Below are 21,227 nucleotides of genomic sequence, written 5' to 3'. Positions count from 1 at the left end.
AACTCCACCCATACGCGAGCAGCACCCCAACACAGGACACGCGGCGCGATTCTTCGCGCCGCGTCTGCTTTTATGACCCGATCCACCGCCTCCGCGCGCACCCGCGCCATCGCCCCTCCCCCAACGCTTCGCCGTCACGCCGCCGATACCGCGCGCCTTGCTGCGCCGCTCGCCATCGCCCAGCTTTCGCAGATGGCCATGAGCGTGACCGACACCGTACTGCTCGGCTCGCTGGGCGCGGGCGCACTCGCGGCCGGCGGCCTGGGCGCGAATCTGTTCTTCGTGGTGGTGACGGTGCTGCAAGGCGTGCTGACCTCGGTGAGCGTGAGCGTCGCCCAGGCGCGCGGCGCCGACGATCTGCATCGCGTGCCGCATATCTACTGGACCGGCTTCGCGCTTTCGCTGCTGCTGGCCGTGCCGGCCTTTGTGCTGCTCTCGTTTGCCGGGCCGTTGCTGCTCGCGCTCGGCGAGCCGTCGGTGCTCGCGCATCAAGTGGGCGAATATGCGTCGGTGCTGCGCTGGGGCGCGCCCGCCAGCCTGATCGGCGTGGGGCTGATGCGCTCGTTTCTGCCTGCCATCGGCGCGGCCAAACGGCTGCTGTGGGTGTCGATCGGCAGTGTGTTTTTCAACGGCTTTCTCAATTACGGGCTGATTCACGGCGCGTGGGGTCTGCCGCATCTGGGCTTTCTCGGCTCGGCGGCGGCCACCTCGATCACGATCTGGCTGACCACGCTGCTGCTGATGGCGCTGCTGCATCTGCGCCCGTCGCACCAGCACTTCGTGGTCGCGCGCCGTCCCACCGCGCCGATGATGAGCGAACTGTTCACCATCGGCTGGCCGGTGGCGATCACCTTCGCAGTGGAAGCGACGCTGTTCCTCGCCACCGGCATCGTCATGGGCCTGCTCGGCTCGACGCCGCTGGCCGCACATCAGATCGCGCTGAACGTCGCCTCGGTGATGTTCATGGTGCCGCTGTCGATCGGCCAGGCGGCCAACGTGCGCGTGGGTTACTGGATCGGCGCGGGCCAGCCGGGCGCGGCGCGCCACGCGGGCTTCGTGGCGCTGGCGCTGGGTGTAGGTTTCATGTCGATGTCGGCGCTCGTGATGGTGCTCGCGCCGCACTGGATCGTCGGGCTCTACCTGCATCTGGACGATCCCGCCAATGCGCAGACCGTCGCGCTTGCCGCCTCGCTGCTGGGCGTGGCCGCAATCTTCCAGATCGTCGACGGCATGCAGACGGTCGGTTCGGGCTGCCTGCGCGGCCTCAAGGACACGCGCATTCCGATGCTGGCCGCGACGCTCGGCTACTGGGGCATCGGCTTTCCGTTTGGCTATGCGCTGGCGTTTCACTTCGGCCTGGGCGCGCTCGGGTTGTGGTGGGGGCTTGCCGCGGGACTGGCGAGCGTGGCCGTGCTCATGACCTGGCGCTTCCATCACATCAGCCGTCGCGTGCAGCGCGAGGCTGACGCCCAAGCCGACACGCAAGCGGGCTGAAGCGCTCCGGCGGGCGGTTAGAATACGCGGCTGGCAAGGCACGCCGACCGACCACGCGCCACACGTCAGCCGTCCCACGAGGGCGCAGAACACTACGCAAACGCCAGGCGGATCGCCACGCAATCCGACCGCGCACGACCTGCGCCGCCGTCCGACCTGCCCTGGCATCCCGCCTCGAACGCCCTCTTTCCCGGACTCTCACGCCCCATGCTCGCCCCGATCACCCGACTGTTCCCGCTCTGGGCCGTCCTCGTTTCGCTGTTCGCCTACTTCAATCCAGGCGCGGTCGCCCCCGTCACGCCGCACGTCACCACGCTGCTCACGATCATCATGCTGGCGATGGGCGTAACGCTCTCGTTCGCCGATTTCCAGCGCGTCTTCACCCGCCCCGCGCCCGTGCTGGCCGGCATCGTCCTGCACTATCTGGTGATGCCGCTGGCCGCGTGGGGCATCGCCCACGCGCTGCACATGAGCCCGGACCTCACCGCCGGCATGGTGCTGGTCGGCAGCGTGGCGAGCGGCACGGCGTCGAACGTGATGATCTATCTGGCGCGCGGCGACGTGGCGCTGTCGGTGACGATCAGCGCGCTCTCCACGCTGGTGGGCGTGTTCGCGACGCCGCTGCTCACGCGTCTCTACGTGGACGCCTCGATCGTCGTCGACGTGCACGGCATGCTCATGAGCATCGTGCAGATCGTCGCGCTGCCGATCGTCGTCGGCCTGATCGTCAACCGTCTGGCCGGCGGCGTGGTGCGGCGCGTCGAACCGATCCTGCCGCTGGTGTCGATGGTGTCGATCCTCGCGATCATCGCCGCCGTGGTGGGCGGCACGCATGCGAGCATCGCCACGGTCGGCCCGCTGGTGGCGCTGGGCGTGGTGCTGCACAACGGCATTGGCCTGCTGGGCGGCTACTGGGGCGGCCGCCTGCTCGGCTTTGACGAATCCGTGTGCCGCACGCTCGCCATCGAGGTGGGCATGCAGAACTCGGGACTCGCGGCCACGCTCGGCAAGCTCTACTTCTCGCCGCTCGCGGCTTTGCCGGGCGCGCTGTTCTCGGTATGGCACAACCTCTCGGGATCGCTGCTTGCTGGGTACTGGGCCGGCAAGCCCGCGCGCGGCAGCGAACGCGACGCCGACGAAGCGCGCTCTGGCGCGTCGTCCGCGCCGCGCGGCTGAGCGCTTTCGCTGCGGATCACTTCGGATCGCATCGCAGATCACGTTGCGCGGCTTGCCGATAGAATCGGCACAAGACCGCGCGCAACGTAAGCGAACCACGCGAATCTGACCTGCCCAGCGATGTGCTCGGGACAGGCCGACAGCGGGACGCCCGGCGCCACACGCTCAGGAGAACCCGCTTGCCCGCCCCCATCGTTCTGCACGCGTCCCGCGCGCGCCTTCACGCCCTGCAGCGCAGGGGCCGCGCGCTGTTCGGCATCACGCTCCTCATGCTTGTCGCGGCCTGCGCCACGCGCCCGCCCGCGACCGACTACCCGCGCGAGACCACCGCCGCCCTGCCCACCGCCGACGCCCATGCAACGGCGCTTGGCGTCGCGCTCGCCGCGCCCGAAGCGGCTCATCCCGACGAATCGGGCTTCCGGCTGCTGGCCACTGGCACCGATTCCTTGCAGATGCGCGTCGCCCTCGCCCGCGCGGCGACGAAGACGCTCGACATGCAGTACTACATCGCCAACGAGGACACCACCGGCAAGCTGCTGCTCGGCTCCGCGCTCTATGCCGCCGATCGCGGCGTGCGCGTGCGCATGCTCGTCGACGACCTGAACTTCCACGACATCGACCGCCTGATGGCCGCGCTCAACAGCCATCCGAACATCCAGATCCGCGTGTTCAATCCGTACGGCAGCACCGGCGAATCGATGTACCTGCGCACGCGCAACTTCTTCTCGAACGTCGATCAGTTCACGCGCCGCATGCACAACAAGTCGACCATCGTGGACAACGAACTGGTGATCGTGGGCGGGCGCAATCTCGGCGACGAATACTTCAGCGCCAGCCCAACCCTGCAGTTCCGCGACCTCGACGTGCTGGGCGCGGGACCGGTTGCGGCGAGCGTATCGGCGAGTTTCGACGAGTACTGGAACAGCAGCGTGTCGTATCCGCTGAACGTGCTCAATCATCAGAAGTTCGACGCGCACGATCTCGACGCCGCGCGCGACGATCTGCGCAAGCACTGGAGCGAGACCGCCGATCCGTACAACGCCAAGCCGCTCAACGCCACGCCGCTTGCGCAGCAGATCACGCGCGGCGAGCTGGGCCTGATCTGGGCCAGGTGGCAGTTCGTGGCCGATTCGCCGGGCAAGATCGGCGGCCCCGAACAAGGCGAAATGGGCGACGCGATGCGCTCGCTGCTCGACCGTATTCGCACGGCGAAAAGCAGCGTGCTGGTGTTCTCGCCGTACTTCGTGCCGCACGATGCGGGCGTGCAGGAACTCAGCAAGCTGACGGCGCGCGGCGTGCGCGTGGCGATCCTGACCAATTCGCTCGCCGCCACCGACGCCGTCGCCGTGCAGGCGGGCTACAGCCCTTACCGCGTACCGCTGCTGCAGGCCGGCGTCGATCTCTACGAATTCAAGCCGACGCAGCCCGAAGGCACGAGTCCGCGGCGCTTCGGCATCACGGGATCGAAATCGCGCGCGAGTCTGCACGCCAAGGCCTATGTGATCGACGACAGCACGCTGGTGATCGGCTCGCTCAATCTCGATCCGCGATCCGCGCGACTGAATACGGAACTCGCGCTCACCATCGACAGCCAGCCGATCGCGCATGAGGTGGCCGGTTATTTCGCGCACGCAACCTCGCCCGAAATCAGCTACCGCGTCACGCTCGCCACACCCGAACAGCTCGCCGCGCAACGCGGCACCGCCACCAGTTCGCCGCTCATCTGGACCGACGAGGAGAACGGCATGATCCGGACCTACAACCTCGATCCTGGTGCGGGTTTTTACCGGAATCTGCTAACCGGGCTATTCTTGCTGTTGCCGGTCGACAGCCAGCTGTAGAAAACAGCGGCGATTTCGCGCTGTAACACCCTGCCCTGTCGGCCGAGGCAACCCGGAAGTCCGCCCTTTAGCCAGACCTAGCTCAGGCGTGGCGTCCTCATCGGACGCTCACGCAGGCGCCGCCACGCTGCGCCGCTGCCCAGCCACCCTGCGGACCCGACCCGTCACATGCGGCGCCGCGCCGATACACCGGCGCCGCTTTCACATCGGAGTGTCAACATGACCGCCAGCAATGAGAATGTCAGAATGGAACGCGACACGTTCGGCGAAATCGCCGTCCCGGCCGCGCAGCTATGGGGCGCGCAGACGCAGCGTTCCTTGCAGAACTTCCGCATTTCGACTGAAAAGCAGTCGCCCGAGCTGATCACGGCGCTTGCCTGGATCAAGCGCGCCGCCGCCGAAGTCAACCAGCAGCTCGGCGTGCTGGACGAAACCAAGGCGCGCGCCATCGTGCAGGCCGCCGACGAAATCGTCGATGGCAAGCATGCGGGCGAATTCCCGCTCGCGGTCTGGCAGACCGGCTCCGGCACGCAGACCAACATGAACCTCAACGAGGTGATCGCCAACCGCGCGAGCGAGATTCTGGGCGGCGAGCGCGGCGAGTCGCGCAAGATCCATCCGAACGACGACGTGAACCGCGGCCAGTCGTCCAACGATGTCTTCCCGACCGCCATGCACGTTGCGGTGGCCGTGGCCATCGTCAAGCATCTGCTGCCTGCGCTCAAGACGCTGCGCGAAACGCTCAACAGCAAGTCGAAGCAGTTCGCCGATATCGTCAAGATCGGCCGCACGCACCTGCAGGACGCCACGCCGCTCACGCTCGGCCAGGAGTTTTCGGGCTATGTCGCGCAGCTCGACCACGGCATCAAGCATATGGAATCGACGCTGCCGCATCTGTACGAACTCGCGCAGGGCGGCACGGCGGTGGGCACGGGCCTGAACGCGCATCCGCAGTTCGCGCAGAAAGTGGCCGAAACCATCGCGAAGCTCACGGGCGTGCCCTTCGTGACCGCGCCCAACAAGTTCGAAGTGATGGCCGCCGCCGACGCGCTGGTGTTCGCGCACGGCGCGCTCAAGACCGTGGCCGCCAGCCTCATGAAGATCGCCAACGACGTGCGCTGGCTCGCCAGCGGCCCGCGCTGCGGTCTGGGCGAACTGTCGATTCCCGAGAACGAGCCGGGCAGCTCGATCATGCCGGGCAAGGTCAACCCTACGCAGTCCGAAGCGGTGACGATGCTCTGTTGCCAGGTGTTCGGCAACGATGTCGCCGTGAACGTGGGCGGCGCGAGCGGCAACTTCGAACTCAACGTGTTCCGCCCGATGATCGCGCACAACGTGCTGCAATCGATCCGCCTGCTCGCGGACGGCGCGCTCTCGTTCAACGATCACTGCGCCGTGGGCATCGAGCCGAATCACTCGCGCATCGACACGCTGCTCAATGAATCGCTGATGCTGGTGACGGCGCTCAATCCGCACATCGGCTACGACAAGGCCGCGCAGATCGCCAAGAAGGCGCACAAGGAAGGCACCACGCTCAAGGCCGCGGCGCTTGCGCTCGGTCACGTGACGGAGCAGCAGTTCGACGAGTGGGTCAAGCCTGGCGAGATGGTTGGCAATTCAAAATAAGCCTTTAACCACGGGCTGAAATGCGAAACAGGCGGCGAGGTCTCTAACCTCGCCGCCTGTTTTTTTGTAGCTCGCGGTGCAAGCGTCAGACTTGCCCGCGCGCGACTTCTTCCGGCTTCAGATCGACGATGGCGTCGAGCGCTTCCTTCACGTCGAGGGCGTATTTCGCCAGACGCTTCTGCTCGTCCGTTTCCGGCGTGAAAGTGGGCACGGGAATCGGGTTGCCGTTTTCGTCGACGGCCACGAATACGATCAGGCAATCGGTCGTCAGGCGCAGCTGGCCGCTTTTCGGGTCGCCCGCGTGCACGGTGATGTGGATGTGCATCGAAGTGCGACCCGTGGCCACCACGCGCGCGCGCAGCTCGACCATATTGCCCACCTGGATCGGGCGGCGAAAACGGATGTTGCCGACGCTCACCGTTACGCAGTAGCGACCGGACCAGACCGCGGCGCACGCATAGGCGGTTTCGTCGATCCACTTCATCAGCGCGCCGCCGTGGACTTTGCCGCCGAAGTTCACCGAGTTCGGCTCGGCGAGGAAACGGAACGTCGTTTCCGAACGGTCGAGAGGCTGCGTGGGCGTATTCATATCGGCTCCGGCTCGTGTGTGTGCGGGGTTGCGTGTTCCGGACGCTTCGTGCGGGGAACATCGTTTTGGGTGCCGTCGATTATACGAGCGCATGATGTCAATCACAGCGCCGTTCCCGCCCGCGCTTTTGCGGCCATCATGCGTCCATCAAGCGGCCATCGCATCGCGATTACGTCACATCAGGCGTTCATCGCGGAGAATCGCGCGCGATAGTCGCCGGGCAGTACGCCATAGCGCCGCTCGAACGCACGCCGCAGATTCTGTTCGGTGCCGAAACCGCAGTCGGCGGCGATACGTTTGACCGGCAGACGCGATTGCGCAAGCGCGTGAGCAGCGGCTTCGACACGCATCGCCGCTACGGTGCGCGCAGGTGTGCGCCCGACCGCTTCCGCGTAGCGGCGCGCGAAGGTACGCGGGCTCATGCAGGCGGCTTCGGCGAGACGCTCGACGCTCAGCTCGATATGCAGGTTCGCGGCCATCCAGCCGTGCAAGGCGTCGAACGCGCCGCCTGCCGCGCTCTGCGCCGCCAGCGCCTCGCTGAACTGCGCCTGGCCGCCCGGTCGCTTCATGAACACGACGAGGCGGCGCGCGGCCTGCATGGCGACTGCGTGGCCGCAGTCTTCTTCGATCAGCGCCAGCGCGAGGTCGATACCAGCCGTCACGCCCGCCGAGGTCCAGACCACGCGGCCCGCGCGTTCGTCGCGGATGAAGATCGGTTCGTCGTCGACGTCGATTTGAGGAAAGCGCCGCGCGAGTTGCGCGGCGTTGCGCCAGTGGGTGGCGGCGCGGCGACCGTCCAGCAGACCGGCGGCGCCCAGATAGAACGCTCCCGTGCACACCGAGGCGATCCGCCGCGCGCGTGGCGCATTGGCGGCGATCCAGGCGACGAGTTCGGGCTGCAGAACGGTGTGGTCGTCGATGGGCACGCCCGGGACAATCAGCGTATCGATGGTGGCGGGATCGAGCGCATCGAGCCGTTCGGCCAGCACCGGCAAGCCCGCGAAGGTGGGCAGCACGCCGCCCTCGACGGAAGCCAGCGTGACGCGGTAGGCGCAAGGCTCGGCTGAAGGCGACGCCGCCGTTGATGTAGAGACACTTTGCGCGCGCATCGTGAGTTCGGCGCGCCAGAACGCCTCGATGGGCCCGCAGGCATCCAGCAGGACAAGCTCGGGCGCCACCGCGAAGACGATGTGGCGCGGACGGGAAGGATCGGCAGGCATAGGAGCGGCACGCGTCTGGAAGCGAATGCGCTCATCCTCGCACGAGCAGCAGTGGCAGTCTCGTCAATCTGCCATCAATTCCTGCCACCTATGCAGGCGATGCGTTGCCGCACGGCTATTTATGGACCGAGATGCCTTCGTCGATCGTGCCGTACATGGTGATGCCGCTAGCGCTGTTCGACGACGGCGTACCGCCGGCACAGGCTGCGCAGAGCAGCGTGAACGCTGCAAGGGCCAGAATGCGTTTCATGACTGCGTTCATCACGACCTGAGTGCTTCGGAAAGGCCTTGATTCTAGCGCGGCCGCCCCGCCGCTCGCGCTTTCCCCGGCAGCACGCGACATTTCACGGCAAGCTGAAACGTCGAATGCCGCGTTTCGCTAGAGTGGAGCAATACGTAACGCAATGAGCCGATCATGCCGCTACCCACCGCCGACGAATCCAGCCATTTCCCCGGTCTCGCGCGCGTCGCCGCGCTACTAGCCGATCCCGGCCGCGCCGCCATGCTCTGGGCGCTCATGGACGGCAGCGCCCGTCCCGCCGGCGAACTCACGATGGTCGCGGGCCTGTCGCCTTCGGCCGCCAGCGCACATCTCGCGCGGCTCACCGAAGGCGGCATGCTCGCCGCCGAGGTGCGCGGGCGGCATCGCTATTTCCGCATCGCCACGCCCGAGATCGCCCAGACCATCGAGGCGCTGATGAACGTCGCGCACGCCACCGCGCCGCTGCGGCCTGTCACGCGGCCCGCCCGCACCGTGCCGCTGGAGATGCGCCATGCGCGCACCTGCTACGACCACATGGCCGGCGAAGTCGCGGTCCAGGTGTTTGACCGGCTCGTCGACGGTGGATGGCTCGCGCTCGAAGGCGACGATCTCGAAGCAACCGAAGCTGGCGTCGCCAGACTGGCGGCCTGGGGCGTCGATCTCGGCGCGCTGCGTGCGCGGCGGCGGCGTTTTGCCTGCACCTGCCTCGACTGGAGCGAACGGCGTCCGCATCTGGGCGGCGCGCTCGGCGCGGCGCTGCTCGAACGCTTCACCTCGAACGGTTGGGTGGAGCGCACTAGCCGCCCGCGCGTGCTGCGCATCACGCCGCTCGGACAGCGCGAATTCGACGCTTTCGTACGACCTTAGAGCGCCCGATATCCTGACAAAAACCCAACAACTCCCTTCAAATCACCTCGAAAACACCGGCTTCAGGTCGACATCACACGTTCTGTTACATATGGTGCATAGGCCTTAACAAATCCGTGCTCCCGGAAACACGCGCGGCGGATAAAGTGCGCCACATGGCTTCGCGATATTTCATCAGGAAGTCATGCTCTGCACCGCGCAGGAGAACACACCGTGAAAACGACTAAATATAGCCACCACACCTTTGCTCGCCGTACGCTCATCGCCGGCGCCGTCCTTGCCGCCTTCGCGTTCAACCTCGCCAGCACCGATGCGCTCGCGCAGTCCGCACCGCAAGGCGCGCCGGGCGCCGCACCCGCGGGCGATCCGCCCTCGCGCGTGGCGCGTCTCGATTACATGGCCGGTGACGTCACCACCGAACCCGCAGGCGCGACCGACTGGTCCTACGCCCAGCTGAACCGCCCGCTCACCACCGGCGACCAGCTCTGGAACGACAGCAACGCGCGCTCGGAAATGCACATCGGCTCGACGGCCGTGCGCATGGGTCCGCAAACGAGCCTCGACGTCCTCAATCTCGACGACGCCAGCGCGCAGCTCAAGGTCGCGCAAGGCACGCTGTCGACACGCGTGCGCTCACTGCCCGCCGGCACCGCGTACGAAATCGATACGCCGAATCTCGCGCTTGGCCTGAACGGCCCCGGCGACTATCGCGTGGATGTCGCGCCCGACGGCAGCGCCACCACCGTCACCGTGCGCAGCGGCAGCGTGACCGTCTATGGCGAAAACGGCCAGATGCCGATGCAGGCCGGCCAGCAGATCCGCTTCACGGGCACGGCGCTGCAACAGGTCGCCAGCGTCGCCGCCCCGCCGCCCGATGCCTTCGACCAGTGGGCGCTCGCGCGCGATGAGGCTGAAGACCGTTCGGTGTCGGCGCGCTATGTTTCTCGCGACATTCCCGGGTACGAGGATCTGGACGCCAACGGCACGTGGCGCGAAAGCCCGCAGTACGGCGAGGTGTGGGTGCCCAACGCCGAACCGACCGGCTGGGCGCCTTACCACGACGGCCACTGGGTGTGGCAGGCGCCGTGGGGCTGGACCTGGGTCGACGATGCGCCGTGGGGCTTCGCGCCTTACCACTATGGCCGCTGGGCGCAGGTTGACGATTCGTGGGCATGGGTGCCGGGCCCGATCGTCGCAAGCGCGCCGCCCGTCTATGCGCCCGCGCTGGTCGCCTTCGTGGGCGGCGGTGGCGGCGGCGCCGACTGGGGTGTGAATCTCGCGATTGGCGGCGCGGCGGCGGCAGGCGTGGCGTGGTTTGCGCTCGGGCCGGGCGAAGCGTGGCATCCGGGCTGGGGCGGCTGGAGCCCGCATTACTATCAGCGCGTGAACCAGACGGTGGTGGTCAATAACTACCGCACGAACGTCAACGTGACGAACATCAACGTTCACAACACGTATATCAATTACCACGTGCCGGGCGCGGTCACGGCTGTCCCCGCGACGGCCTTCGTGCACGGTCAGCCGACCGCGCGCTTCGCCCAGCACGTCGATCCGCGTCAATGGCAGAACGCGCGCATCCAGCCGGGCACGCCGAGCATTGCGCCGGTTCAGGGCAGCTTCGGTGCGAACATGCGCCGCGCCGACTATCGCCCGCCCGCCTCGCTGAACCAGCGTCAGGTCGTGGCGACGCGCGCGCCGGTTGCGCCGCCCGCCTTCCATGACAACCTCGCGCAACGTTTTGCGCACGGCGGCGGCACGGTGCCGGGTGCGGGTGCGCCGGTGGTGCGCGTTTCGGCGCCTGCGCATGCGTCGTTTGCGCCGTTCTCGACGGCGTCGCATGGCGGCTGGCCGCAGCAGAACGTGCGCGTCGTGCCGCCCCACTCGCCCGAGATCAACGCCGGTCGCCCCAATGCTGCGCCGGGCGTGGCCCAGCAGAACGCGCCGCATGGTCCGAACGAGGCGAATGCGCCGCTCGCGCAGCACGGTCAGCCGAACGGCCAGCCGAACTACGCACCGGGCGCTGGCGCGATGGCCGCGAATGTCCACGCTCCGAGCGGCGCGCAGCCGAACGAGGCGCATGGCGTGCCGCGTCCGCCGCAGTTTGCGGGCCATCCGGAAGCGGGTCAGCCGCAGGCCGCGATGAACGGTCGTCCGCAGGCAGGCGGTCCGCAGGGCGAGGCGCATCAGCCCGAATGGACCCAGGCCCACACGCCGATGGCGATGCGCGGCCAGCCGGGCGCGAACGAAGCGGGCCGCCAGCAGGCTCAGGCGATGCAGCAGCCGCATGAAGCCGAGACGCAGCGCGCGCCCGAGCACGGCAACATGCCGCAAGCGATGCAGCCGCAGCACGGCGTCGAAGCGCAGGCCCGTCCGGAGCAGCGTCCTGAGCAACGGCCGGAAGCGCAGCCGCAGGCTCAAGCGCCGGTTCAACATCAGGCCCAGCAGCCGCGTGAGGAATTCCATCCGCAACCGCAAGCCCAGCCGCGCGCGGAACCCCGCCCGCAGCAGCAGGCGCGCGAGGAATTCCATCCTCAGCCGCAAGCCCAGCCACGCGCCGAACCGCGTCCGGAGCCGCGCCCGCAACCGCAGCCTCAGCAGCACGCGGAATTCCACCCGCAGCCGCAACCGCAGCCGCGCGCGGAACCGCACCCGCAACCCCAGCCGCATCCGCAGGAACACGCGGCCGGCAACCATGACGAACACCATCATGGTTAAGCGTCGGCGCTAAGGGTCGGCGCTAAGGGTCGACACCAGGCCCGGCAGCAAAACAAAAGCCCGCGAACGTCACCGTTCGCGGGCTTTTCCATTCAGTGCATCAAAAACGTTACACCGCCATCGGCGCGGTCAGCGGTTCGTGGTGACGGTATCCGGCCAGCGAGAAGTCCGACGGCTCGACCTTCTCCAGCCACTCCGGCTCATACACGCCGGTCTTCGCGTAATCAGGCACGCGATCGGCGATCTCCAGACGCGGGCTCTCGAACGGCTCGCGGCGCAGTTGCTCGTTGAGCATGTCGAGCTGGTTCTCGTAGATATGCGCGTCGCCGATGAAATACGTAAACCAACGCGGCGTATAGCCCGTCAGACGCGCGACCAGACTCAGCAGCACCGCGCCTTCGGTCAGATTGAACGGCGTACCCAGGCCCACGTCGTTGCTGCGGATGTACAGGCAGAGCGAAATTTCGCGCTTCGCCGGGTTCGGCAGGAACTGATAAAGCAGGTGACAGGCAGGCAGCGCAATCTCTTCCAGCACCGCCGGGTTCCACGCATGAAACAGAATCCGACGGTCGGCGGGATTGTTCATGATGGTGTCGAGGCACTGGCGCAGCTGGTCGATCGCCTTGTAAAGCAGCACCTTCGGCTGGCCGTCTTCGCTGAACTCCGTCACGCGTGCGTAACCGCGCGACTGCGCATCGGCGATCTGCGCCGTCGCGCCTGCGTCGAGCACCTTGTAGGCCGGCCACTGGCGCCACTGCACGCCGTACACGTCGCCGAGATCGTCCGTGCCTTGACGGTACGGGTTGGCGAGCCACTGGGCGTTGTCATTGGCGTTCGCGTCCCAGACCTTGCAGCCCAGTGCGCGGAAGTCAGCCGCGCTGCGCGAGGCGCGCATGAAGCCAATCAGCTCGCCCACAGCCGACTTGAACGCCAGCTTTTTGGTCGTTACGGCCGGGAAGCCCTGCTGGAGGTCGAAGCGCAGCATCGCGCCGGGCATGCTGATGGTGCGGATGCCGGTGCGGTTTTCCTGCCAGCTGCCGGTGTCGAGAATCGAGCGGACGAGCTCGAGATACTGTTTCATGCGGAGTCCCTGAACGGGGTGCGAGTGCCCCGTGCGGCTTCAAAAGCGAGATTCTATAGCAAGCCGGGCGTCGCTGATCGGGGGCCATTTCCTGCGCGGGCGCGCAAACGCGGCGATAGATTGCATGGCGCTTAACAAATTTAGCTAAAACGTAATTAAGTCCAGACGCACGACGTTACGGAACATAAATCGGGAACATCCCAACAGGCATAGGAACGTCATTTGCTCGATAGCGCTATCGCGCATCGAATGGCATTTGAAACGGAAAATAATGCTGAAATTGCCGGCGGCGTTAATCGCCAAAATCCCTCGGCGTAATTTTTTACTCATAATGGCAATCACCTTACAATTCGTTCGGCTCTACCGAATTTTAAGGCAAGAGAATTGAGGTGAAAAATAATGCATCGACGGGATGCAATGCGCGAGTGAAGAGATAGCGCGCAAAGAACAGCGCACGCTAATAAAGCGCCGGCGCGTCTTTCGTGTGCAAATAAAATAGGGAATAAACGAAGAGAAACTGGATACCGGATTGCCCGGCAGATTTGACGGGGACATTCGCGGATGAGGCGGCCCGCTCACGCGAGCCGCCACCCGCACGAACCCGCGCCCCCGCGCAAGTACGCTTGCACCCCTGACACCCTCATGGCCTCTTCAGGCTCTTCGTCAGCGCTTCAAACCGCTCTGATCGCAATCAACGCGTACACGCCATCAACGTCTAGCCGGCCACGGATCGGGATTACGTGTGGCCGCTATTTGGTCCCCCTCTTGCGAAGCCTGTTCAGGCTCCGCCCCCCGAAACCAGTCCCCCCGGATGCGGCGCAAGCGGATCGCTTTCCATATGCCGCATGCCGTGCGCGCACAGCAGCCGGTACAGGGTGACACGCGAAATACCGAGTTCCTGGGCCGCGTCGCCCAGACGCCCGCGATGGCGCAGCAAGGCCAGCTCGATCGCCTGACGCTCGGCCGCTTCGCGCGCCTGCGCGAGCGACACCGGCACGACTTCGACGTAATCGCCCAGCTCCAGATCGCGCGCGGTAATGGCGCGCCCTTCCGACATGACGATGGCGCGGCGCACGCGGTTAATCAGTTCGCGCACATTGCCGGGCCAGCTGTAGTTATGCAGCGCCGCGATGGCGTCGGGCGAAAAGCCGCGCAGACGGCGCGCGCCATCCTTCTTGAAACGTTCGAGCATATGGCGGGCAAGCAACTCGATGTCCTTGCCGCGCGCGCGCAGCGGCGGCTCGTCGATCTGCAGCACGCACAGACGGTGATACAGATCCTGCCGGAAACGCCCTTCCACCATGGCCGCGCGCATATCGACGTGGGTCGCCGAAATGATGCGCACATCGACCGGCATCGACTGATGGCCACCCAGCCGTTCGATCTTGCCTTCCTGCAGGAACCGCAGCAGGCTCGCCTGGCTTTCCATCGGCAGGTCGCCGATTTCGTCGAGGAACAGCGTGCCGCCGTTGGCCGCTTCCACCCGGCCGATCTTGCGCTGGCTCGCGCCCGTAAAGGCGCCGCGCTCGTAACCGAACAGCTCGGATTGCAGCAGATGCGGCGGAATTGCGCCGCAATTGATCGGCACGAACGGCGCACTGCGGCGCGACGAGCGTTCGTGGATGGCGACCGCCGTGAGTTCCTTGCCGGTGCCCGACTCGCCCGAGATGAAGACCGGCGCGTCGGTCATGGCGACCTTGCGGATCGAGCGGAACAAGGCGAGCATCGCCTCGCACGAACCGACCATTTCGCCTTCGGTGCCGCCCGTGGTGTCGTTCGAGGCGGCTTCGACCAGCGAAACCATTCCGAACGCGTGACCGACGGAATCGACGATGCGCTCGCCGCTCCACGGCACCGTTACGTAATCGAAACAGTAATCGCGCACCAGACGGCGCAGATTGGCGTCCTGCAACTGGCCCGTGGTGGTGGCGGCCACCCAGCCTACGTTAGGCAGCGTCAGACACGGCTCGAACGAGCCGATCTCATGCAGATGAAACTGGCTCGACAGGTCGAGCAGGCCGCCCGCGGGCATGCCGGCGCGCAGCGCACGCCGCGCGTCCCGGGCATTGCCCACGATCTCCACCTGCCAGCCGCGCTCGTGGAACCGCTCGTTCAGCGCTTCGTTGGGACTGCGCGTCACGTAAACCAACTGCCGCGTTGCGGATTCCATTATTCAGATCCTCTTGCCAACACATCGTTGCGGAATGACGGCACGCTCCTGATGTACAGACACGCAGCAAACGCACCGCGCGTCCGGCACCGTGGGGCCAGACGACACAATTGCATTTGCTGACAGTGAATCCCCGAGCTGCGACGTGTGTATGTCAACAACTTGCCCATGGCTGGGCTTTTTGTTTTCGGCTTTACGCTTTTTCTGAAGCTTACTATATGCGCCCGGGAGTTGGATAGAAAATATGCGGCGTGAATGGATAAGGGCACGATGGAAAGGTTTCCATTAGCGTTTTACCCTGAATCATAAGAAGAAAATCATTACAACCGCATGCATCCGCCCCATTCCCGCGCAGGGGTCATTACGTAACGTCATTACGTAACACAAAAATCGCGCAAACGTTCTCCGTTGAAACTCCAAAACGAATTCCAGGGGTTTAAAGCGGTCGACGTTTCAGCGCTGAAACATTTTCTCGAATATCCGCAATTCAAAATCCGCAGAAAATATCGAGACCCCCGTCGCATCAAGGGTTTGCGGGACATGGCACACGTTTCGCTAAATGTCCTCGCACCAGGAGACACGCCATGCGACTCATTCGTACGAACGCCAAGCTCAGCCACACAGTCAGCCACGCCACCGCCGTTGCGGCCGTGCTGATTCCCGCTGCGCTCCTCGCTGTCGCGCCGTCGGTGTATGCGCAAACCGCTACGGATGCGGCCAGCGCCTCCTTCGTCGTGGCGAGCGTGAACGCCGATGTCGTTCCTGCAACAACTGCGGTCAGTGCAACGGTCGCGGCTCCTGCGCTTGATGCAGGTATGCAACCGGCGACGCTCGACACGAGCGCGTCCGCAAGTCAGGACAACGGCAGCGCCAGCTCGAACTTGAGCGCCGCGCCGCTTGCCGCCGATCCGGGCCCCGCTGGCGACGAACCGGTGATGGCAGGTGTTGGTTCGATCGACGACCAGACGCTCTCGCATCAGCGCGGCGGCGCGGTCGGCATGTTGATGGTAGCAGCCACCCCGCAACTGATGCGCGGCGGCAACAGCGTGACGCTCTGGGACGAAATCGCCCCGCCCGCGCCACTGCCGATTCCGGTGGATAGCGGCCAGGCGGCGCAAGGCAACATCGCCAGCTACACCCGCAAGTGAAACAGATTCGCGCAGTGAACCAGACGCAGTAATCCAGATACAGGACCCGCGCCGTACGCGGCGCGGTTCGGGAGCGGCGAAGCAAAGTCGCCGCCCCGAGGGGCAAGACGGAGACCGACATGAAAGCTCGCTTTACGACGCCAGGCGTGCGCCGGCGTTGCGCGCGGATCGCAGGAGTCCTGATGGGTTTGTGCGCATCGGCGTTCGCAGCAGGTGTCAGCGCGCAGCAGGTGGTGAACCCCGGCGACATCATCGTCGAGCGTGACGTCACCCCGCGAAGCGCGTTCGCCAGTGTGCCGAAGAGCCAGGATCCCGTGCTCGTGCGCGCTACCACGTTCCCGAAGAATTCGTTCGATCCGGCCATGGCGACGCTCGTCAACGATACGGATCTGACCAACGCCCGCGGCAACTCGGGTGTGAACACGAGCGGCGCGATGGCCGGCGAAGCGGCAGGCGTGCAGGCGATCAACCGGATTCTCGTCGGCAGCCCGGCGGGCGGCTCGAACGGCGCGCTCGGCGCCGGCGGCAGCGCCTCGGTGGTTGGCGGCATCGGCAACACGATTTCCAGCACCGTGACCGGTGCCCTTGCGCCGCTCACCAGCGCGCTCGGTTCCATCGGAGGAGTGAAATGATTCGTCGTCCCAAACTTCTGGCCACGCTCGCGCTTGCGACCGCTTCCGTTGCGCTCGCAACCGGCGCACACGCGCAGGCCACGGTCGGCGCCACCGCCGTGATCGCGCCGAACGCCGCGACCTCGACGACCGGCGCACTGACCGTGAACGAAGCGGCTGGGCTCGACAACGCTCAAGGCAATCAGCTGACCATCTCCAATGGCGGTGCGATTGCAAATGTGAGTCTGGATGATCAAAGCACCTCGACCCGCGCGCGGCTCGGTAACGCCAGCGCGATCATCGGATCGGGTGCATTCAACAACACGTCGGGCGCCATGATGATCAATCAGGCGGCAGGCGTGGGCAATATCCAGCGCAACAGTGCCCAGATCGGCACTGGGGCGTTCGGAGTGGCGATGCTCTCGGACGGGGAACTGTCCGCGGTCACCGCTCAGAACGGCAACACGGCAAACCAGGCAGGCCAGGCAGGCGGCATTCGTGAGGTACGCATCGACGGTGTGTCCTTCAGGAATGCAACGGGTCTCGTGCAGGTGAACCAGACGGCCGGTGCCGGTAATGCAACGGCGAACAGTTTTGTGCTCCGTCCCCCGGCGGGCACTCTTTTCTAACTGACCACTCAAGTATCGGAGCGAAACATGAAGCGCACCCTCATCGCAGCGGCAGTCCTCGCAACGGCAACCGGTTCGGCGTTTGCAGTCACCCCGAACTCGGCTTACCTGTTCAACTACACGGCAGTCGGCGAACAGGTTGGCATCGAAGGCTGGGTCAGCCTGTATGGCTGCGTGGCCGTCTCGAGCACCGCAGGCGCCGTCATCAACAACACGCAAACGACGTCGGGCGGCACGCTCACGCCGCAGGCACAAAGCTATGTGACCGGCAACGTGAAGACCACGTACGACAACAACACGTGGAGCGTGAACGGCACGGGCACGAACTCGACCTACTCGAACTCGTCGTATGCCACGGCTGACCAGTCGGCATCGTCGAGCTCGTCGACGAAGACGCACAACGTCGCATCGTCCACGTCGACGACGTCGGCCAGCAACAAGGCCTTTGCGAAGACCTACAACGCCGGCATCTCGGGTGACTACCACGTCGCCACGGATAGCGGCAACACCAGCAACTCGACCTCGTCCAGCATGCACACCGACACGGGCGACAAGGGCGTTGCAACGGCTTACAGCAGCACGGGCAACAACACGTCGACGAAGTCGCAAAGCGGCAATGGCAGCGCAGCCGTGCAAGTGACGACGAATAGCAGCGGCAACCTGGCCAACGGCACGGCAGGCATCGCGATCGCCGGCAACGAAGCCACGTCGCACACGAAGACCAACTCGCACAACGACACGGACAACACGTCGAAGGGTGTGGCCTGGACGTCGACGGACAACAAGAGCTCAAGCAGCAACAAGACGAACGCGAACACCGCCTACGCTGACGGCACGGGCAGCGCAGCCGTGTCGGCCTACGAGAACGGTACGAGCTCGAAGGCCAGCAACTCGAGCAAGACGTACAACCACTCGTATGGCGAATCGAGCTCGAGCACGAAGAACGAAGCTCACTCGTACGCCAAGGCGACGGAAGAAAGCAAGTCGTGGGGCTATAGCGTGAGCGACTCGCTGAACACGGTCAACGAAACGACGACCGGTTCGGTCACGCAGCACATCGACACGCAAGTCGCCGGCACGCTGAACGCCACCACGGGCAGCAACGCAGCAACGGGTGTGACGGGCAACCTGGGCGTGAACATTGCCGAAGGTATCAACAACGCTCAGAGCAACAACGTTGCGCTCGCGTCGGTTGATGTGGGCAATGTGTTCGGTAACGCTCAGATCTTCAACACTCAAGCTTCTGGTGGCAGCGCCAGCGTGAAAAACTTCAACCTGAATGCGTCGGTGGGTGATGGCTCGCTCGCCAGCGTCTCGGGCAACGTGGGCGTGAACGTCGCGTCGGGTATCGGCAACGCACAGAACAACAGCCTCGCCGGCTCCGTGACGACCGCCAGCAACGCAGGCACCGCCAAGACGACGGCGATGGTCGCAACCGACAACAACGTGCAGGACGCAGCAATGTCGGCTTCGGGCCAGTTCCAGGGTACGGCTAGCCTCGGCTCCGGCGCACTGGCTGGCGCAAGCGGCAACATCGGCGTGAACATCGCCGGCGGTATCGGCAACCTGCAACACAACGGCATGGCCATCGCAGCAATCAGCAACGGCCACTAAGCAGTCCGCAAGTAGAAGCAAACCAGGGCTGTACCTAGATGCACCGGCCGCCGCCACACGCGGCCGGTGCGCAAACCAGAAGCAGGAGACCACCATGTCCGGGCTCGTATCGTCCCCGGCGTCAAGGATGTGTGCTGTCGCGCTGGCGCTCGTCGCCACCGCGGCTTTCATGCCTGTCCGCGCGCAATCGATGATCGACGCAACGCATCTGGTCGGCGTGCCGATCAAGCTGCCGCTGCGCTCGATGCGCGATATCCGGTACAGCAGCATCGTCAGCCAGCAATACGACTACAGCTGCGGCGCCGCCGCGCTTGCAACGCTGCTCAAGTATGGCTACGGCATCGACATCCCCGAACCGGAACTGATCCGCCGGATGATGGTGTACTCCACGCCCGAAGTGGTCGTGAAGAATGGCTTCTCCATGCTCGACATGAAGAAATTCGTCGAAACGATCGGTCTGCGCGGGCGCGGCTTCCGCGTCAATACGGACGCCCTGTATCACCTGCAGATTCCCGTGCTCGTGCTGATGAATATCGATGGCTACGAGCATTTCGTGATTGTCAAACACGCCGAGAACGGCCGCATCTTTATCGCGGACCCTGCACTCGGTAACCGGATTGTTGCTGAGGACGACTTTGCGAAGACCTGGAATGGTCTCGTCTTCGCGGTGCTCGGCAAACCGTTCCTGGAGGACTCTCCGCTGTTGCAGAACAACGAGTCGCTTGCGCTGAAGCTGCGCGAGAACGCTTTGCAAAATGGCACGGCTGCGACTCCCTTCTTCGAATACGGCCTCGACAAGGCCGTCATGTTCTGAAGTACACAAGAGTCATGAATCGCAACCTCTCACAGACTGGCATCGCTGCAGGTATCTGCGCGCTCGCCTGCGCTTATTCGAACGGTGCGTGCGCCGCCGAGAGCCTTGCCGCCACGCAGCCTCCGCAACCGTTGACACCCGCCTTTCTCGCTGCCGCGGGCGGCTCCGACGCCCAACCCGTGCACTGCGAACCCGTCGATGACGACGTGCTCGCGCATCAAACCGGCAAATACGCCGGCAGCGACATGATTTCAGGGGTCGTCCTGAACGTCATCTCGCAATGGAACCTCCCCAACGGCGCTACCGCCACCGCCCAGGGCGCGCTCACGGTCGTGACCAACACCGTCAACCAGCTGAGCGCCAGCGTGCAGACCAGCGCCAAGGTCACCGACCCTGTCGCGGGCGGCACGACCACGGCCAACAGCGGCGCCGCGCCGTCCAACACGGCGACGGGCGGCCAGAACGTCTCCGTCAACGGCGTCTCGCAGGTGACCCAGGTGGCCGGCAATAACAACGTCGGCTCCAACGCCGCGTCTATCGATTACACCAATAGCAGCGGCAGCGGCGCGAGTCTCGCGAATGTCGCCAATACGCCGAGCGCATCGGCGTCGAACGCCAACGGCACCATCCGCGCCGGCATCGCCTTCGGCGGTAACGGCATCAGCGTCACGTTGCAAACGCCCGCCGGCATTGCCACACAAAACATCATGCCGAGCAACACGGCGCAGGCGGGCTCGATCGCCCAGCTGCTCCAGGTCGCGGGGAATAACCAGCAGGTCGCCAATCAGTTGTCGCTCAGCCTGCAGACGCAGCAGATGAGCGCGCAAATGATCCGGCAGGCCGGCGTACTACAGGCTCTGCGCAACATCCGCTGACAACCACCGCCAACCCCTGACACGCCGCCCACCGCCATGGGCGGCTGCCAGAAAACCAGAAGGAGACCGAAGAGGGAGACCAGTACACGCAGGCCGAGGCCCTGCGTGACGTATCGAGGAGGTGCATCGACGTGCGCGGGTACGGGGCCAGGGGGCTCGGTGAAGCGTGCGATTTCGATCCGGGGGAAGAAAAAATGAACACGATATTCAAGACGGCAGTGCCGCAACTGCGGCTGGCTGCCATTCCGACAGCAGTCCTGCTTTTCTCGCTCGCGCACAATGCCAACGCGCAGGCACTGCAGGGACAATCGCTGGAAGACCGGCTCAACACGCTCATGCGTGTGGTCGACGAGCAGCAACGCCAGATCCAGTCGCTCGAACGCCAGGTCACCAACCTGGAAATGTCGCAGCGCGGACGCGGCATGCCGGGCGCCGGTGCGCCCGACGCCGCCTCCGGCACGAGCGTCGCCGAGCAGCCTGGCGCGGACGGCCTGC

17 protein-coding genes and 1 pseudogene are annotated in these 21,227 nt (G+C 65.3%); 13 read left to right on the top strand and 5 right to left on the bottom strand.

Annotated elements, in window-relative coordinates:
- Positions 1-72 precede the first annotated feature (72 nt).
- The 4 genes from F3J17_RS13465 (at position 73) to fumC (ending at position 6,137) form a co-directional block, all read left to right on the top strand.
- Positions 73-1,494: an MATE family efflux transporter gene (locus F3J17_RS13465; RefSeq protein ID WP_167058895.1), complete on the top strand. Its 1,422-nt coding sequence runs from the start codon at positions 73-75 to the stop codon at positions 1,492-1,494.
- 207 nt (positions 1,495-1,701) lie between these two features.
- Positions 1,702-2,670, top strand: a complete 969-nt coding sequence (locus tag F3J17_RS13460; protein ID WP_167058892.1) for a bile acid:sodium symporter family protein — start codon at positions 1,702-1,704, stop codon at positions 2,668-2,670.
- 269 nt (positions 2,671-2,939) lie between these two features.
- A complete protein-coding gene (locus F3J17_RS13455) occupies positions 2,940-4,511 on the top strand; it encodes a phospholipase D family protein (protein ID WP_167059691.1) in 1,572 nt (523 codons plus the stop codon).
- Between the two features lie 219 nt (positions 4,512-4,730).
- Entirely contained in the window at positions 4,731-6,137 is a 1,407-nt protein-coding gene (fumC, locus tag F3J17_RS13450; protein ID WP_167058889.1) for a class II fumarate hydratase, read from the top strand.
- 85 nt (positions 6,138-6,222) lie between these two features.
- Here fumC and F3J17_RS13445 read toward each other — a convergent pair whose 3' ends face one another.
- The 3 genes from F3J17_RS13445 to F3J17_RS36470 all read right to left on the bottom strand — a co-directional run bounded on the left by F3J17_RS13445 (position 6,223) and on the right by F3J17_RS36470 (position 8,196).
- Complete coding sequence (locus F3J17_RS13445; protein ID WP_167058886.1) at positions 6,223-6,726, bottom strand: acyl-CoA thioesterase; 504 nt, start codon at positions 6,724-6,726, stop codon at positions 6,223-6,225.
- 179 nt (positions 6,727-6,905) lie between these two features.
- Complete coding sequence (locus F3J17_RS13440) at positions 6,906-7,946, bottom strand: helix-turn-helix domain-containing protein (RefSeq protein WP_167058883.1); 1,041 nt, start codon at positions 7,944-7,946, stop codon at positions 6,906-6,908.
- Between the two features lie 115 nt (positions 7,947-8,061).
- Positions 8,062-8,196, bottom strand: coding sequence for a hypothetical protein (locus F3J17_RS36470; RefSeq protein WP_275692904.1), 135 nt, complete (start codon positions 8,194-8,196; stop codon positions 8,062-8,064).
- A 165-nt stretch (positions 8,197-8,361) separates the two neighbouring features.
- Here F3J17_RS36470 and F3J17_RS13435 point away from each other — a divergent pair, with 165 nt between their 5' ends.
- Entirely contained in the window at positions 8,362-9,075 is a 714-nt protein-coding gene (locus F3J17_RS13435; RefSeq protein WP_167058879.1) for a helix-turn-helix transcriptional regulator, read from the top strand.
- A gap of 213 nt (positions 9,076-9,288) precedes the next feature.
- Entirely contained in the window at positions 9,289-11,790 is a 2,502-nt protein-coding gene (locus F3J17_RS13430) for a DUF6600 domain-containing protein (protein ID WP_167058876.1), read from the top strand.
- A 109-nt stretch (positions 11,791-11,899) separates the two neighbouring features.
- Here the strand turns inward: F3J17_RS13430 and F3J17_RS13425 are convergent, their stop codons facing one another.
- Both F3J17_RS13425 and F3J17_RS13420 read right to left on the bottom strand, forming a co-directional pair.
- A complete protein-coding gene (locus tag F3J17_RS13425; RefSeq protein WP_167058873.1) occupies positions 11,900-12,871 on the bottom strand; it encodes a thymidylate synthase in 972 nt (323 codons plus the stop codon).
- A gap of 778 nt (positions 12,872-13,649) precedes the next feature.
- Positions 13,650-15,041, bottom strand: a complete 1,392-nt coding sequence (locus F3J17_RS13420) for a sigma-54 dependent transcriptional regulator (RefSeq protein WP_167058870.1) — start codon at positions 15,039-15,041, stop codon at positions 13,650-13,652.
- A 584-nt stretch (positions 15,042-15,625) separates the two neighbouring features.
- On the opposite strand from F3J17_RS13420, the gene F3J17_RS36245 reads away from it, so the two are divergent.
- The 7 genes and pseudogenes from F3J17_RS36245 to F3J17_RS13385 all read left to right on the top strand — a co-directional run.
- Positions 15,626-16,189 carry a hypothetical protein gene (locus F3J17_RS36245; RefSeq protein ID WP_240160968.1) on the top strand — a complete coding sequence of 188 codons (564 nt, stop codon included), beginning with the start codon at positions 15,626-15,628 and terminating at the stop codon, positions 16,187-16,189.
- A 119-nt stretch (positions 16,190-16,308) separates the two neighbouring features.
- Positions 16,309-16,821, top strand: a complete 513-nt coding sequence (locus F3J17_RS13410) for a hypothetical protein (RefSeq protein ID WP_240160967.1) — start codon at positions 16,309-16,311, stop codon at positions 16,819-16,821.
- Positions 16,818-17,429 (top strand): hypothetical protein, encoded by a 612-nt coding sequence (locus F3J17_RS13405; protein WP_167058868.1) that lies wholly within the window; start codon positions 16,818-16,820, stop codon positions 17,427-17,429. The genes F3J17_RS13410 and F3J17_RS13405 overlap by 4 nt, the downstream gene beginning before the upstream one ends.
- Positions 17,430-17,456: 27 nt before the next feature.
- Positions 17,457-19,043 (top strand): hypothetical protein, encoded by a 1,587-nt coding sequence (locus tag F3J17_RS13400; RefSeq protein WP_167058865.1) that lies wholly within the window; start codon positions 17,457-17,459, stop codon positions 19,041-19,043.
- Positions 19,044-19,170: 127 nt separating this feature from the next.
- The gene (locus F3J17_RS13395; protein ID WP_167059685.1) at positions 19,171-19,857 is read left to right on the top strand and encodes a C39 family peptidase; all 687 of its coding nucleotides are present in this window, start codon (positions 19,171-19,173) and stop codon (positions 19,855-19,857) included.
- Positions 19,858-19,871: 14 nt separating this feature from the next.
- A complete protein-coding gene (locus F3J17_RS13390) occupies positions 19,872-20,732 on the top strand; it encodes a peptidase C39 (protein ID WP_167058862.1) in 861 nt (286 codons plus the stop codon).
- Between the two features lie 194 nt (positions 20,733-20,926).
- Positions 20,927-21,227 (top strand): annotated as a pseudogene (locus F3J17_RS13385) (hypothetical protein); the annotation flags it as partial.

Origin of the sequence: Burkholderia sp. Ax-1719 (assembly GCF_011753055.1) — a bacterium.
GTDB lineage: Bacteria > Pseudomonadota > Gammaproteobacteria > Burkholderiales > Burkholderiaceae > Paraburkholderia.
The sequence above is the reverse complement of the archived record's forward strand: the minus strand, read 5'-3'. Positions and strand labels throughout refer to the sequence as shown.

Excerpts from the sequence above, each read along its gene's own strand:
- F3J17_RS13425 (WP_167058873.1), bottom strand. The coding sequence starts at position 12,871 with ATGAAACAGTATCTCGAGCTCGTCCGCTCGATTCTCGACACCGGCAGC.
- F3J17_RS13390 (WP_167058862.1), top strand. The coding sequence starts at position 19,872 with ATGAATCGCAACCTCTCACAGACTGGCATCGCTGCAGGTATCTGCGCG.
- F3J17_RS13460 (WP_167058892.1), top strand. The coding sequence starts at position 1,702 with ATGCTCGCCCCGATCACCCGACTGTTCCCGCTCTGGGCCGTCCTCGTT.
- F3J17_RS13420 (WP_167058870.1), bottom strand. The coding sequence starts at position 15,041 with ATGGAATCCGCAACGCGGCAGTTGGTTTACGTGACGCGCAGTCCCAAC.
- F3J17_RS13445 (WP_167058886.1), bottom strand. The coding sequence starts at position 6,726 with ATGAATACGCCCACGCAGCCTCTCGACCGTTCGGAAACGACGTTCCGT.
- F3J17_RS13395 (WP_167059685.1), top strand. The coding sequence starts at position 19,171 with ATGTGTGCTGTCGCGCTGGCGCTCGTCGCCACCGCGGCTTTCATGCCT.
- F3J17_RS36470 (WP_275692904.1), bottom strand. The coding sequence starts at position 8,196 with ATGAAACGCATTCTGGCCCTTGCAGCGTTCACGCTGCTCTGCGCAGCC.
- F3J17_RS36245 (WP_240160968.1), top strand. The coding sequence starts at position 15,626 with ATGCGACTCATTCGTACGAACGCCAAGCTCAGCCACACAGTCAGCCAC.
- F3J17_RS13440 (WP_167058883.1), bottom strand. The coding sequence starts at position 7,946 with ATGCCTGCCGATCCTTCCCGTCCGCGCCACATCGTCTTCGCGGTGGCG.
- F3J17_RS13410 (WP_240160967.1), top strand. The coding sequence starts at position 16,309 with ATGAAAGCTCGCTTTACGACGCCAGGCGTGCGCCGGCGTTGCGCGCGG.
- fumC (WP_167058889.1), top strand. The coding sequence starts at position 4,731 with ATGACCGCCAGCAATGAGAATGTCAGAATGGAACGCGACACGTTCGGC.
- F3J17_RS13405 (WP_167058868.1), top strand. The coding sequence starts at position 16,818 with ATGATTCGTCGTCCCAAACTTCTGGCCACGCTCGCGCTTGCGACCGCT.
- F3J17_RS13465 (WP_167058895.1), top strand. The coding sequence starts at position 73 with ATGACCCGATCCACCGCCTCCGCGCGCACCCGCGCCATCGCCCCTCCC.
- F3J17_RS13455 (WP_167059691.1), top strand. The coding sequence starts at position 2,940 with ATGCTTGTCGCGGCCTGCGCCACGCGCCCGCCCGCGACCGACTACCCG.
- F3J17_RS13435 (WP_167058879.1), top strand. The coding sequence starts at position 8,362 with ATGCCGCTACCCACCGCCGACGAATCCAGCCATTTCCCCGGTCTCGCG.
- F3J17_RS13400 (WP_167058865.1), top strand. The coding sequence starts at position 17,457 with ATGAAGCGCACCCTCATCGCAGCGGCAGTCCTCGCAACGGCAACCGGT.